Source organism: Burkholderia anthinoferrum (genome assembly GCF_002925705.1).
Classification (GTDB): domain Bacteria; phylum Pseudomonadota; class Gammaproteobacteria; order Burkholderiales; family Burkholderiaceae; genus Burkholderia; species Burkholderia semiarida.
The window spans coordinates 198410-211364 of the sequence record NZ_LFZP01000049.1; the positions used below are offsets into that span (position 1 = coordinate 198410).

Here is a 12955-nt window from a genome sequence, read left to right on the forward strand (position 1 = left end):
AGCGTACACGGCCCGCCGGGCCTGAGGCTGCACGGGAGGCGGCAGGTGGAACGACAGGATCCGGTATTCATTCAGGTGGGTGCGCTCGCGGACGGCTTCGCGCCCGAGGCGAACATCCTTGCATCCGTCGACGCGCTCGTCGGGCGGACGCTGACGCTCGTCGACGCATCGTGCGCATGGCGCGTCCATACGTTCGAGCCGGGTGCGCTGCAGTGGCGCGACGCGGTCGCCGATACGGGCGGCCGCGCGCCATGCCGCGTGACGCGGCTGCGCGACGGGCTGTACTTCGTCGACTACATCGATGCCACCGCTCGGGCGACATCGGTCAGCCTCGTGATCGATCTCGACAACGGCGTGTGGACGTCGGTCGTCGGTACGTTGCCGACGGAAGCCGACACGCGCATCGATGCGTTCACGCGCGTCGCGCGCGGGCTGCCGCTGACGGCCGTCGACGCGCAATTCCGGCACGGCACGCTCGGCGGCCACGCCGAGCCGGGCCCGCTTCACGCGCCCACGCGCGAACTGATCGGCAAACGGACGATGTATCGCTACAGCCCGACCGAATGCTACGAGCACATCTACCTGAACGAGAATTTCTACGCATGGCAGTGCCTGCAGGGCGTCGAAGGCGGGCTGGCCGATGTCGACCGCTGTCATTACTTCAAGATTGCGGACGCGCTGTATCTGTTCGTGTGGCGCGAAAAGGTGGTGCCGACGCTCGGCGTCGTGCTGATCGACCTCGCGCAACGCAAGACCGACGGCAAGATCTTCGGCTATCAGGGCGGCGATTTCGGCACGCTGTCGAATTTCCCGGTCGGTGCTTACGCGCAGGTACTGAACGAAACCGTGCATCCGGTCGGCGACGAGGCGCAGCGATGACTGCCGTGCGGGGCAGCGGCCGCCTGCATGCGGATTTCAGCGGGCGCGTCGTGCTCGTCACGGGCGCCGCGCAAGGAATCGGCGCGGCGATCGCGCGCCGTTTCGCGGAATCCGGCGCATTCGTCGCCGTGGCCGACCTGAACGGCGACGCGGCGGCCGTGCAGGCCGGCGCGCTGGCGAGCGCGGGCGGCGAAGCGCGCGCGTATCGGGTCGATGCCGCGAGCCGGGACGAACTGGATGCGCTCGTCGCGGCGGTCGAGCGCGACGGCGGCCGGCTCGATGTCGTCGTCCACAATGCCGCGTATTTTCCATTGACGCCGTTCACGCGGATCGACGAGCCGACGCTCGAGCGCACGCTGTCGGTCAACCTGTCGGCGCTGTTCTGGCTTGCGCAGGCCGCGTTGCCGGCCTTCGAGCGCGCGGGGGCCGGGCGGCTGCTCGTCACGTCGTCGGTGACGGGGCCGCGCGTCGTCTATCCGGGGCTCGCGCATTACGCGGCGTCGAAGGCCGGCGTGAACGGCTTCATTCGGGCGGCGGCGCTGGAGTTGGCGCGCCGCAACGTGACGGTCAACGGCGTCGAACCGGGGATGATCCGCACGCCGGCGGCCGGCAATCTCGGCGACGCGTCCGTCGCCGCGCAGATCGCGCGCGACATTCCGCTCGCGCGGATGGGCGAGCCCGAGGACATCGCGAACGCGATGCTGTTTCTTGCATCGGCCGACGCGGCGTACATCACCGGGCAGACGATCGTCGTCGACGGCGGCGCGACCTTGCCGGAGAGCGGGGCGGTGCTGGGCAACGGGTAGCGGTGAGCCAGCGCGGGCATCGGTTTCGGCGAGGCCGTGCGGGCATCTGCGGACGGCCCGCGCCATGAGGGCACGTGCCGCACGCCGCGCCGCGACTACAGCCAGCCGTTGCGGATGAACTCGACGATCGAATAGCGGCGATGCTCGAGATCGTGCTGCCGGACGGCTTCGACGATGCGCGATACGCCATCCGCATAGGGTGTCGCGCCGGATACGCGCGATTCGAACTGCAGGCTGCATGCGCCGTCGTCGATGCGTATCCGGTGAACCGCATGGCGGCCGAGTTGATCGTCGGGGATGCCGAGTTCGCTGCGCTGCACGGCCGGGTCGCGCACGGAGCGGATGTCTTCCGGCCGTACGCCGAGCGATTGGGCGATACCGACGGCCGTGCCGGGGACGGACGTCTTGCCGGCCTGATGCGATTCCGTCACGCCGATCTCGCAGTCGCGAAACAGGTGGCCGCTGGCTTCCAGCATGCACATGAACTTCAGCATCAGGATGTTCGTGTTCGGGCACAGCACGACCGGAAAGCCGTACGTCCCCGTTTCGAGGTCGGAGCCGGTCGACAACTCGACGAGCGGCGACGCGGTGGCCTGGCAGAATGCGATCGCGTCGGGGAGTTCGCGGCCCGAGCCGGCATGGACGACGATCGTTCGTGCGTCGCTACGTCGGGCGTCGCTACGTCGGGCGTCGGTTCGCGCGCTGTCCGGCCACGGCATCACGCGGCAGGCGGCCGGGTCGAGCGTGTGCGAGCCGAGCAACTCGTTGGCGAGCTTGCCGGTTCCGATGACGAGTACTTGCATGGGATTGACGGTTGAGATTGGGAGGCGAGTCGGCGGTGGTACGTGCCGTCGGCCAGGCGGGCTTGGTTGTCGTGCCGTGCGCCGCACCTGGCGGGCATCGCGCATTATGCCCGGCCGTTCGACTGCGCGCTTGTCGAGCCACGTCCGCCACGTCGCGCCGTCTCGCGACGCATGAGCCGCGATCCGTCTCGCGATGCCGCCGGCCGCGCGTGGGCCCGCGACCGCGGCGAAACGACAGGGACGCCGCGCTGCCGCACCCTCATCGCCGTGCGCACGAACGCGTGAACGGCGCTACGCTGTCGGCATTTCAACCCATCACCCTCGATCCAGGAGAACACATCGATGGAACACCACCTGAAAGGCAAGGCAGTCGCGATCACCGGCGGCTTCGGTCATCTGGGCGTCGCGACGGCCGCGTGGCTCGGCGAGCGCGGCGCCCGCGTCGCGCTGATCGGCCGCGGCACGGCTCCGGCGGCGCAGGCGCTGCCCGGCGTGCCGGCCGATGCGTTGCGCATCGGCGGCATCGATCTCGTCGATCCGCGGGCCGCCGTGCAGGCGCTCGAAACGGTCAATCGCGAATTCGGCCGGGTCGACGCGCTGCTGAACATCGCCGGCGCATTCGTGTGGCAGACGATCGCCGACGGCGATGCCGCCACGTGGGACCGCATGTACGAACTGAACGTGAAGACGGCGCTGAATGCGTCGAAGGCCGCGCTGCCATACCTGGTGGCGAGCCAGGCCGGCCGCATCGTCAACATCGGCGCGGGCGCGGCGTTCAAGGCCGGCGCGGGGATGGGCGCGTATGCGGCCGCGAAGGCGGGTGTCGCGCGGCTCACCGAGGCGCTCGCGGCGGAGCTGCTCGATCGCGGCGTGACCGTGAACGCGCTGTTGCCGAGCATCATCGACACGCCGCCGAACCGCAAGGACATGCCCGACGCCGACTTCTCGCGCTGGGTCCGCCCGGAACAGCTCGCGGCGACGATCGGATTCCTGCTGTCGCCCGACGCGCAGGCGATCACCGGTGCGTCGATTCCGGTGAGCGGGCGCGTCGCGTAGTGCGCCGGGGAGGGCTCGCCGGGTCCGGCCGTGCGTACAATGTCGCACCGGATCGCGCGACCCGAACCCGAGACCCGAACCCGAGACCCGAACCCGAGACCCGAACCCGAGACCGAATCCGAGACCCGAATCCGAGGCCATGACACAGCCCACCATCCTGATCGTCGAAGACGAACAGGCGATCGCGGACACGATCGTCTATGCCCTCGGCACCGACGGCATGCAGACCATGCACTGCACGCTCGGGCAGGCGGCGCTCGATCAGCTGCGCGCTACGCGTGTCGATCTCGTGGTGCTCGACGTCGGCCTGCCGGACCTCAGCGGCTTCGAGGTATGCCGGCGGCTGCGCACGTTCACCGATATTCCGGTAATTTTCCTGACCGCGCGGCACGACGAGATCGACCGGATCGTCGGGCTCGAGATCGGCGCCGACGATTACGTCGTCAAGCCGTTTTCGCCGCGCGAGCTGGCGGCGCGGGTGCGCGTGATCCTGCGCCGCTTCCACCGCGCGGCCGCGCCGGAACCGGTGCCCGCGCCCGCGCCGGCCGATGCGTGCGCACCGGTTGCCTCCGGCTTCACGCTCGACATCGATGGCGCGCGCGTGTCGTGGCTCGGCCACGCGCTGGACCTCACGCGGTACGAATTCGGGCTGCTCGCGCTGCTGGTCCGGCATCCGGGGCGCATCTACTCGCGCGAGCAACTGATGGATCTCGTGTGGCACGAAGCGCTCGATTCGGCCGACCGCACGGTCGACACGCACGTCAAGACGCTGCGCGCCAAGCTGCGCGCGATCGATCCCGAGCGCGACCCGATCCGCACGCATCGCGGGATGGGTTATTCGCTGCAACCGTAACGACCGGCTCCGCCCATGCATATCGGCCTGCGCATCTTCTTCGGCTTTTTCCTGATCGTCGGCCTGGCCGCGCTGATCACGCTGCGCGTGTTCGTGCAGGAGGTGAAGCCCGGCGTGCGCGAAGCGATGGAGGACACGCTCGTCGACACCGCGCAGGTGCTGGCGACGCTGGCCGCCGACGACATGGCGAACGGGCATATCGCCGACGGCGCGTTCGCGCGGCAGCTCGGGAAACTGCACGAGCGCCCGGTCAGCGCGAACGTGTGGGGCATCCAGAAGAACGCGATCGGCTACCGCCTCTACATCACCGACGCGCACGGCATCGTGCGCTACGACTCGTCCGGCAGCGCGGTCGGGCAGGACTACTCGCGCTGGAACGACGTGTACCGGACGCTGCGCGGCGAATACGGCGCGCGCAGCACGCGCAGCGATCCGAACGACGACGGCAGCACCGTGATGCACGTGGCGGCGCCGATCCGGCGCGGCGACGAGATCATCGGCGTGCTGACGATCGCGAAACCGAACCAGACGGTCGCGCCGTTCATCGCCCGCAGCCAGCGCAAGATCATGCTGTACGGTGCGTTGCTGATGGGCGGCGCGATGCTGATCGGCGTCGCGTGCACGGGGTGGCTGGTGCTCGGGCTGCGGCGCCTCCAGCGCTATGCGCGGGCGATCGCGGCCGGCGAGCGCGCGTCGATGCCGCTGCAGGGCGCGAACGAGCTGGCCGAGCTCGGGCGCGCGGTGGAAAGCATGCATCGGCGGCTGGAAGACCGGCAATACGTCGAAACCTACATCCACACGCTCACGCACGAGATGAAGAGCCCGCTGGCCGCGATCAGCGGCGCGGCCGAGCTGTTGCAGGAGGACATGCCGGTCGCGAACCGCCGGCGCTTCGCCGAGAACATCCGCCGCCAGGCCGGCCGCCTCGAACAGATGATCCGCAAGCTGCTCGCGCTGGCCGAGGTCGAACAGAAGCAGCGCCTGTCGGTGCACGAACCGGTCGCGCTGCGGCCGGTGCTCGAACAGCTCGTCGACGATATCGAGCCGCGCGCGCGGCAGCGCGGCGTGAGCTTGCGGATCGACGCGAATGGTGCGGCGGATGCGGCCGATGGAGCCGATGCGGTGGTCGTCGACGGCGATCCGTTCCTGCTGCGGCAGGCGCTCGGCAACCTGCTCGACAACGCGCTGGATTTCGCGCCGCCGGGCAGCACGATACGCATCGCGCTCGAGCGGCAGCCGGCGGGCAGGGCGCACGTCGCGGTCGTGCGCGTCGCGGACGACGGCCCCGGCGTGCCCGACTACGCATTGTCGCGCGTGTTCGAACGCTTCTATTCGCTGCCGAGGCCCGACGGGCAGGATCGCAGCACGGGCCTCGGGCTGTGTTTCGTCCGTGAAGTCGCGATGCTGCACCGCGGCCAGGTCGCGCTCGCGAACCGCGCGGAAGGCGGCGCATGCGCGACGCTCACGCTGCCGTCGGCGGGCTGATCGCGCGCTTCACGCCCGCCACACATTCGCTTCACATCGGCTTCAATCGCCCTTCACCGGGGCCGCTCATGCTGACCGTACCTTCCACTCCGGTACCTGCCAGCAATGAATCGAGTCCTGTTGTTCAAGTCCATGATTACCGCGTTTCTCGCGCTGGCGATCCTGATCCCGCTGCAGATGGTCCAGAGCATCGTGCGGGAACGCGCCGACTATCGGCAAAGTGCGCTGGAAAGCATCTGGGCGAGCTATGCGGGGCCGCAGACGGTGACGGGGCCGGTGCTCGTCGTCCGTTACACGGAAGTCACGCGCGTGAGCGACGACGTGCGGGCCGGCGGCAAGGCGAAAACCAGCCTGAAGAGCGAGGCGAAACGGCTGCTCGTATTCCCGAAGACGTTGAACGTCGACGGCACGCTGTCGGTCAGCACGCGCTATCGCGGCATTCACAAGGCGCTCGTGTACGCGCTCGACAGCCGGATGACCGGCACGCTGCCGCTGCCGGACCTGAAGAAGCTGCCGCAGGCCGACGGCCACGTGAGCTTCAAGGTCGACGGCGCGTACGTCGCGCTCGGCATCGGCGATCTTCGCGGGCTGAAGGCGCAGCCCGACCTGCGCATCGGCGGCAAGCGGATCGACGTGGAGCAGGGCACGCGGCTCGACAGCCTGCGCCAGGGCGTGCATGCGAACGTCGATCTCGCGGCGCTGGCGGACGCAAACGCGGGGGCGACGGTCGTGCCGTTCAGCATCGCGCTGCCGCTGGCCGGTGCGGAGTCGGTCGCGTTCGCGCCGGTGGGCGACCAGAACGACTTCTCGCTGAAATCGACGTGGCCGCACCCGAGCTTCGGCGGCGAATTCCTGCCGGCCGAGCGCACGGTCGATGCGCGCGGCTTCGTCAGCAACTGGCGCGTGACGTCGTTCAACACGAAGGCGCGCGAGCAAGTGGCGTCCGGCAACGGCAACGGCGACGGTGGGATCGAGAGGGCGTCGGTGTCGGTGATCGAACCCGTGAACGTCTATCTGCAGGCCGAACGCGCGACGAAATACGGTGCGCTGTTCGTGATGCTCACGTTCGCGAGCTTCTTCATGTACGAACTCGTGAAGCGGTTGCGCATTCATCCGATCCAGTACACGCTGGTCGGCCTGTCGCTCGCGCTGTTCTTCCTGCTGCTGCTGAGCCTGTCCGAACACATTGCGTTCGGCTATGCGTATCTCGTGGCGAGCGGCGCATGCATCGGGCTGCTCGGCTTCTACCTGTCGTTCGTGCTGCACAGCGTGAAGCGCGGCGCGACGTTCACGGCGCTGCTCGCGATGCTGTACGCGGCGCTCTACGGGCTGCTGCTGTCGGAAGACAATGCGCTGATGCTCGGCTCGCTGCTGCTGTTCGCGATCCTCGCCGGCATCATGACGCTCACGCGCCGCGTCGACTGGTATTCGCTCGGCGCCGCGTGGCAGCCGCTGGCCGACAAACCGGACGCGGTGAAGCCGGGCACGCCCGCGAAGTAGGCGAGCGGGTGCGAGCAAGTGCGCGCCGGTCGCGAATGTCGCGACCGGCGCGCGGTTTCAGGCGGGCAGGACGCCCTTCATGCGGCCGTCCCGGGACGACGAAACCGCGCCAGCGGAATCTCGGCGATGGCCGCGATCTCGATCAGCAGGTCGGGACGGTAGAGACGCTCGACCTGGACGGTCGTCGTCACCGGGTAGGGTTCGGCGAAATAAGCGTTGCGGATGTCGCCGGCGTGCATGAATGCGTCGATGTCGATGGCGTAATGGACGAGCGAGATCACGTCGCGCATTTGCCCGCCCAGTGCGGCCAGCACGTCACGGATGTTGTCGAGCGTTTGCCGGACCTGGGCGCGCATGTCGCCGGCGCCGACGACCTGCCCGGCGCGGTCGAGCGCGACCTGACCCTTCAGATGCACGATCCGGCCGTCGCCCTGGATCACGGCCATCGAGAATGCGCCGAACGGCGCCCAGACTTCCGGCGGATTCACGGCTTCGGCCATCGCGCAGCTCCTGTGGGGGCGGAAATGGGGTAACGCAGCGGCGTGCCGCGTTCGGCGATCGCGCCGTGATAAACGTGGACGCGTTCATCGTCGGCCGGCCCGCCCTGCCGAAAGCGGCGGCGGCCCGGATCGCCCGATACTCGCTTCTCCACATTACCGGACCACGCCGTGCCGAACCAAGCTTCCGGAGATCCGTCCATCGACGATCCCCGTCCGATCCCGCCTATCCAACCCGAACTGGAAGACTGCTGCAACCGCGGCTGCTCGCCGTGCGTCTTCGACCTGTACGACGAAGCGCTCGCGCGCTATCGCGTCGAGCTGGCCGAATGGGAGGCGCGGCAAGCGCAGCGCGAGCATCGCAAATAAACCGGATGCCTGCGAGCGGCCATGCGTTGCATGCACCGCATCGGTTGCCGGCGTTGGACTGACGAGGCCATTTCCGTCGCGCATCCGGCGTCACGCATCCCCATGCAGCCGCCGATGCAGCGGCTCGAGCGCCATCGACAGCGCGATGCAGCCGAGCAACACGGCCGTCAGCGTGAACATCGACACCCTGAACCCCTGCACGTAATCGAGCGCGGCCGGATGCGTGCCGAGCCGCGCGAAGAACACGCCGCCGATCGTCGCGGCGCCGACCGCCGCGCCGATCTGCAGCATCGCGCTGACCATTCCCGACGCCACGCCCGCGCGGGCCGCGTCGACTTCCGCCAGCACGATCCGCACGACCGACGGCAGCACGAGCCCTTGTCCGATGCCGATCGCCGCGATGCCCGCATAGAAGCCGGGCCCGGGCGCGCCGTCGCGGGCGAGCGTGGCGGCGGTCGCGACGCCGGCCGCGAGCATCGCGAAGCCGAGCGTGAGCACGCGATACGCGCCGAACCGGGCGACGAGGCGCGGCATCAGCAGCGGGCTCGCGAGAAAACCGAGCCCGAGCGGCAGGATCGCGAACCCGGACGCGAGCGGCGACCAGTTCAGGCAGCCCTGCAGATAAATCCCGTAGCTCAGGAAGAACGCGCTCAGCATGTAGAACAGGAACGCGAGCAGGAGCCCGAGCGCGACGACCGGGTTGCGGAACAGGCGCACGTCGAGCAGCGGATCGCGGCCGCGCGCGAGCCGGCGCGATTCGACCGTCAGCAGCGCGCCGAGCATCGGCAGCGCGCCGACGCCGCACGCGATCATCCATAGCGGCCAGCCGGCTTCGCGGCCGTGCGTGAGCGGATACACGAGCATCAGCAGGAACAGCGACAGCAGCACCGTGCCCGACACGTCGATGCGCTGGCCGCGCGGCGGGCGGTTTTCCGGGATGAAGCGCCAGCTGCCGATCAGCGCCAGGATGCCGATCGGCAGATTGACGAGGAAGATCGCGCGCCAGCCGAGCCCGAACGGATGCAGGCTGATCAGCGCGCCGCCGCCGAGCTGGCCGATTACGGCCGCCAGGCCGAACGCGAACCCGTAGAAGCCCATCACGCGCACCTGTTCGTGCGGGCTGAACACGCTGCGGATCGTCGCGAGCACCTGCGGCGCGAGGATCGCGGCGAACAGGCCTTGCAGCACGCGTCCGCCGACGAGCACGGTGCCGTTGTCGGCGAGCCCGCACAGCGTCGACGCGAGCACGAAGCCGGCCATGCCGACCATGAACATGCGTTTGCGTCCGTACAGGTCGCCGAGCCGCCCGCCGGTGATCTGGGCGACCGCGTTCGCGCATGCATAGGCCGACACGACGAGCTGCAACTCGGCCTGGCGCGCGCCGATGCCGTCGCGAATGGCCGGCAGCGCGAGATTCACGATGAAGTAGTCGAGCGGCGGCAGAATGGCGCCGACCAGCAGGACCACGAGCGCCCAGCCGTGATGGCTGCGGGGCGTCGCCGCGGCAGCCGCGCCGGCCGACGCGCAGGGGGCAAGGGTGTTGTTCGTCATGAAAGCAGATCCGAAAAAAAGAGGGCCCGATAAGCGATGGACGCGAGCAGGCCGTTGACCCCATATTCTGGTCATCGCTCATGGTTCGGAAAAGCGGGAAAGAGTGGTAGCATCCATCGGGTTATTCGATGGATGGAGGAAGGCGATGCGCGGTTTCGATCTGGACCAGTTGCGCACGTTCGCGGCGGTCGCGGACGCCGGCAGCCTGACGGCCGCCGCGCCGCTGCTGCACCTGTCGCAATCGACGGTCAGCGAGCAGGTGCGCAAGCTCGAATCGCGCGCCGGCGTGCCGTTGTTCGTGCGCAGCAAGCGCGGTGTCGAGCCGACGCCGGCCGGCTCGCGGCTGTTGCAGCACGCGCGGCGCATCGTCGCGCTGAACGAGGCCGCGTTCGACGAACTGCGTGGGCAGGCGATCAAGGGCGAGTTGCGCGTCGCGATCACCGACTACTACCGCACGAACGAAGTGGCGGGCATGCTGGCGCGGCTGCGCGAGTGCTATCCGCAGCTGAGCCTGCACGTGAGCGCGATGAAGAGCGCGGATATCGAAGCGGCGCATGCGCGCGGGCAGATCGATCTGGGCGTCGTGATGAACATGTCGAGCGGGCCGTTCCGGCCGGTGTCGGCCGATACGCGCTGGGTGCTGCGGCGCGAACCGCTGTCGTGGGTCGCGTCGCCCGCGCTCGCCGAGCAGTTGCCCGAACCGCTGCCGCTCGTGTTGCTGCCGGACGACTGCATGATGCATCAGGTCGCGGTGCGCTCGCTCGACGAGCGGCACACGCCGTACGTGCTCGTGCACAGCGCGTCGGGCGTCGCGGGGTTGCAGTCTATGCTCGCGGCGGGGCTCGGGGTCGGCTGCCTGTGCGCGTCGGCGATCGGCGACGGCCTGATGCGGCTCGGCACGAAATACCGGCTGCCGCCGCTGCCCGACGCGGTGTTTTCGCTGACACCGCCGCTGCCGGGCGAGCGCGAGACCGTCACCCAGGCGCGCGAGGTGCTGTCGCGTCAATTGCTGATGTAAAACCGTGCCGCGTGCATCGCGGACATCCTGTTCGCCGGGAAAAATCCACGAATGGCGCGGCCCCCGCGATTCACCCACGCCGCTTTCTACTCGGCGAGCTCACCGTCCGCATACGTACGCAGCCCGTTGGCCAGTGCATCGAACACGGCCCGGCAGCGCGGGCTCGTCCGCAGATCCTCGTGCATCACGACCCAGGTTTCCAGCCGCATCGCGGGCCCGTCGGGCAGCACGCGCACGAGCCGCGCGTCGCGTTTCGCGAGCGCCGTCTGGCAGAAGCCGATCCCGTAGCCGGCGCGGATCAGCGCAAGCTGCGCGAGGTTGCTGTCGGTGCGCAGCGCGAACGCGTCGCGCTGCCACTGCGGCATGCCTCGCCCCGCCGAGCGGATGAACGGCGTGACCGTATCGAAGCCGATCAGCGCGTGATGGGCGAGCGCGTCGATCGTCGCGGGCGCGCCATGGTGCGCCAGGTAATCGTCGCGCGCATACAGTCCGACCTCGATTTCGCCGACACGCCGCGCGACGAGCGCGTCCTGCGCGGGCCGCGCCATCCGGACCGCGATGTCGGCCTCGCGCTTGAGCACGTCCTGGATGCGGTCGGTCGGCACCAGTTCGATCACGAGCCCCGGATGGTCGCGCCGCAATTGCGCGAGCATCGGCGGCAGCACCTCGACGGCGATCACGTCGCTGGCCGAGATCCGCACGATGCCGCGCACGCCGGCGCCGTGGCTGGCCGCCGCGCGCTCGAACGCGGCCGCCGCGCTGCGCAGCGCCTCCGCATGGCCGCGCAGCGCGAGCGCCGCCTCGGTCGGCAGCAGGCCCGACGGCGACCGCGTGAACAGCGTCTGGCCGAACGCGGCTTCGAGCGCCGCGACATGGCGGCCGGCCGTCGGCTGCGTGATGCCGAGCGCGCGGGCCGCGCCGGACAGCGAGCCTTCCGTCAGCACCGCGAGGAAGGTGCGGTAGCGTTCCCAGTTCAGATCGGTGGTCATGCATAAATGTATAGCTGATCGACTGGGTTCGGCAATTCCTTGATAGCAGGCGGCGCCGCAGAATGCGTGTCGTGATGGTTTCATTCAAGGAGAGCGGCAATGACGGCAAACGCAAGCGGGATGCAACGGCAGGCGCTCGTGCTCGGCGCGAGCGGCGGGATCGGCGGGGAAGTCGCGCGGCAGTTGCGCGATGCGGGCTGGCAGGTGCGTGCGCTCAAGCGCGGGCTCGATGCCGAGGGCGTGGAGCGCGACGGCATCGCCTGGGTGCGCGGAGACGCGCTGGATCGCGATGCAGTGGTGCGCGCCGCCCGCGGCTGCAGCGTGATCGTGCATGCGGTGAACCCGCCCGGATACCGGAACTGGGCCACGCAGGTGCTGCCGATGATCGACAACACGATCGCGGCGGCGCGGGCCGCGCAGGCGACCGTCGTGCTGCCGGGCACGGTCTACAACTTCGGCGCCGATGCATTTCCGGTGCTGCGGGAAGATGCGCCGCAGCATCCGGCGACCCGCAAGGGCGCGATCCGGGTCGAACTGGAGCGGCGGCTGCAGGACGCCAGCGCGCACGGCGTGCGGACGATCGTCGTGCGCGCCGGCGATTTCTTCGGGCCGCAACTCGGCAACAGCTGGTTCTCGCAGGGGCTGGTCAAGCCGGGGCGGCCCGTCGCGGCCATCAGCGTGCCGAGCCGCGGCGTTGGCCATCAATGGGCGTATGTGCCCGACGTGGCCCGCACGATGGTCGAGCTGATCGAGCGGCGCGAGACGCTGGAGCCGTTCGCGCGTTTCCATCTGGACGGGCATTGGGATGAGGACGGCATGCAGATGGCGCGGGCCGTGCAACGCGTCGCGCAGCGGCACGGCATGCGGCCGGCGCTGCGCGATTTTCCGTGGTGGCTCGTGTGGGTTGCCGCGCCGTTCGTGACGACGCTGCGCGAATTGCTCGAGATGCGCTACCTGTGGCGCGAACCGATCAGGATGGACAACGCGCGCGTGACCGCGGTGCTCGGCCGCGAGCCGGTGACGCCGCTCGATACGGCGGTGGAGGCGACGCTGGCGGGGCTCGGTTGTCTCGGGTGAGCAACGGCAGGCAGTAAAGGCTGCGCCCCCGCACGGAAACGCGCCATGCCGAACCGAAGAAGCCGCGGGGCC

General features: G+C 69.4%; 13 protein-coding genes. 9 read left to right on the forward strand and 4 right to left on the reverse strand.

The genetic code is table 11. The features are described 5' to 3' along the window. The first annotated feature begins 45 nt into the window (after positions 1 to 45). Entirely contained in the window at positions 46 to 879 is an 834-nt protein-coding gene (locus tag C5F75_RS19830; RefSeq protein ID WP_059584773.1) for a molybdenum cofactor biosynthesis F family protein, read from the forward strand. Then, positions 876 to 1685 (forward strand): SDR family oxidoreductase, encoded by an 810-nt coding sequence (locus tag C5F75_RS19835; protein ID WP_059584775.1) that lies wholly within the window; start codon positions 876 to 878, stop codon positions 1683 to 1685. The genes C5F75_RS19830 and C5F75_RS19835 overlap by 4 nt, the downstream gene beginning before the upstream one ends. A gap of 95 nt (positions 1686 to 1780) precedes the next feature. Here C5F75_RS19835 and C5F75_RS19840 read toward each other — a convergent pair whose 3' ends face one another. Continuing rightward, positions 1781 to 2488 carry a hypothetical protein gene (locus C5F75_RS19840; RefSeq protein WP_059584776.1) on the reverse strand — a complete coding sequence of 236 codons (708 nt, stop codon included), beginning with the start codon at positions 2486 to 2488 and terminating at the stop codon, positions 1781 to 1783. Positions 2489 to 2830: 342 nt separating this feature from the next. On the opposite strand from C5F75_RS19840, the gene C5F75_RS19845 reads away from it, so the two are divergent. The 4 genes from C5F75_RS19845 (at position 2831) to creD (ending at position 7382) form a co-directional block, all read left to right on the forward strand. Next, a complete protein-coding gene (locus C5F75_RS19845; protein WP_059584778.1) occupies positions 2831 to 3544 on the forward strand; it encodes an SDR family NAD(P)-dependent oxidoreductase in 714 nt (237 codons plus the stop codon). Positions 3545 to 3683: 139 nt separating this feature from the next. Then, the gene (creB, locus tag C5F75_RS19850) at positions 3684 to 4397 is read left to right on the forward strand and encodes a two-component system response regulator CreB (RefSeq protein WP_059584780.1); all 714 of its coding nucleotides are present in this window, start codon (positions 3684 to 3686) and stop codon (positions 4395 to 4397) included. A gap of 15 nt (positions 4398 to 4412) precedes the next feature. Next, entirely contained in the window at positions 4413 to 5882 is a 1470-nt protein-coding gene (gene creC / locus C5F75_RS19855) for a two-component system sensor histidine kinase CreC (protein WP_060009283.1), read from the forward strand. Between the two features lie 105 nt (positions 5883 to 5987). Further along, a complete protein-coding gene (gene creD / locus C5F75_RS19860) occupies positions 5988 to 7382 on the forward strand; it encodes a cell envelope integrity protein CreD (RefSeq protein ID WP_059584784.1) in 1395 nt (464 codons plus the stop codon). A gap of 77 nt (positions 7383 to 7459) precedes the next feature. Here creD and C5F75_RS19865 read toward each other — a convergent pair whose 3' ends face one another. Next, positions 7460 to 7882 carry a RidA family protein gene (locus C5F75_RS19865; RefSeq protein WP_059584786.1) on the reverse strand — a complete coding sequence of 141 codons (423 nt, stop codon included), beginning with the start codon at positions 7880 to 7882 and terminating at the stop codon, positions 7460 to 7462. A gap of 168 nt (positions 7883 to 8050) precedes the next feature. On the opposite strand from C5F75_RS19865, the gene C5F75_RS19870 reads away from it, so the two are divergent. Beyond that, complete coding sequence (locus C5F75_RS19870) at positions 8051 to 8248, forward strand: oxidoreductase-like domain-containing protein (RefSeq protein ID WP_059584788.1); 198 nt, start codon at positions 8051 to 8053, stop codon at positions 8246 to 8248. Positions 8249 to 8338: 90 nt separating this feature from the next. Here C5F75_RS19870 and C5F75_RS19875 read toward each other — a convergent pair whose 3' ends face one another. Next, positions 8339 to 9799 (reverse strand): MFS transporter, encoded by a 1461-nt coding sequence (locus tag C5F75_RS19875; RefSeq protein ID WP_059584790.1) that lies wholly within the window; start codon positions 9797 to 9799, stop codon positions 8339 to 8341. Positions 9800 to 9944: 145 nt separating this feature from the next. Between C5F75_RS19875 and C5F75_RS19880 the strand changes: the two genes are divergently transcribed. Then, positions 9945 to 10817 carry a LysR family transcriptional regulator gene (locus C5F75_RS19880; protein ID WP_059584791.1) on the forward strand — a complete coding sequence of 291 codons (873 nt, stop codon included), beginning with the start codon at positions 9945 to 9947 and terminating at the stop codon, positions 10815 to 10817. Between the two features lie 86 nt (positions 10818 to 10903). Here the strand turns inward: C5F75_RS19880 and C5F75_RS19885 are convergent, their stop codons facing one another. Further along, on the reverse strand, positions 10904 to 11806 hold the full coding sequence (locus tag C5F75_RS19885) for a LysR family transcriptional regulator (RefSeq protein ID WP_059584793.1): 903 nt from the start codon (positions 11804 to 11806) through the stop codon (positions 10904 to 10906). A gap of 99 nt (positions 11807 to 11905) precedes the next feature. On the opposite strand from C5F75_RS19885, the gene C5F75_RS19890 reads away from it, so the two are divergent. Beyond that, a complete protein-coding gene (locus C5F75_RS19890) occupies positions 11906 to 12883 on the forward strand; it encodes an NAD-dependent epimerase/dehydratase family protein (RefSeq protein WP_059584795.1) in 978 nt (325 codons plus the stop codon). Positions 12884 to 12955: the final 72 nt, after the last annotated feature.

Coding starts and splice junctions, on each gene's coding strand:
- C5F75_RS19835 (WP_059584775.1), top strand. CDS start 876: ATGACTGCCGTGCGGGGCAGCGGCCGCCTGCATGCGGATTTCAGCGGG.
- C5F75_RS19840 (WP_059584776.1), bottom strand. CDS start 2,488: ATGCAAGTACTCGTCATCGGAACCGGCAAGCTCGCCAACGAGTTGCTC.
- C5F75_RS19845 (WP_059584778.1), top strand. CDS start 2,831: ATGGAACACCACCTGAAAGGCAAGGCAGTCGCGATCACCGGCGGCTTC.
- creB (WP_059584780.1), top strand. CDS start 3,684: ATGACACAGCCCACCATCCTGATCGTCGAAGACGAACAGGCGATCGCG.
- creC (WP_060009283.1), top strand. CDS start 4,413: ATGCATATCGGCCTGCGCATCTTCTTCGGCTTTTTCCTGATCGTCGGC.
- creD (WP_059584784.1), top strand. CDS start 5,988: ATGAATCGAGTCCTGTTGTTCAAGTCCATGATTACCGCGTTTCTCGCG.
- C5F75_RS19865 (WP_059584786.1), bottom strand. CDS start 7,882: ATGGCCGAAGCCGTGAATCCGCCGGAAGTCTGGGCGCCGTTCGGCGCA.
- C5F75_RS19875 (WP_059584790.1), bottom strand. CDS start 9,799: ATGACGAACAACACCCTTGCCCCCTGCGCGTCGGCCGGCGCGGCTGCC.
- C5F75_RS19880 (WP_059584791.1), top strand. CDS start 9,945: ATGCGCGGTTTCGATCTGGACCAGTTGCGCACGTTCGCGGCGGTCGCG.
- C5F75_RS19885 (WP_059584793.1), bottom strand. CDS start 11,806: ATGACCACCGATCTGAACTGGGAACGCTACCGCACCTTCCTCGCGGTG.
- C5F75_RS19890 (WP_059584795.1), top strand. CDS start 11,906: ATGACGGCAAACGCAAGCGGGATGCAACGGCAGGCGCTCGTGCTCGGC.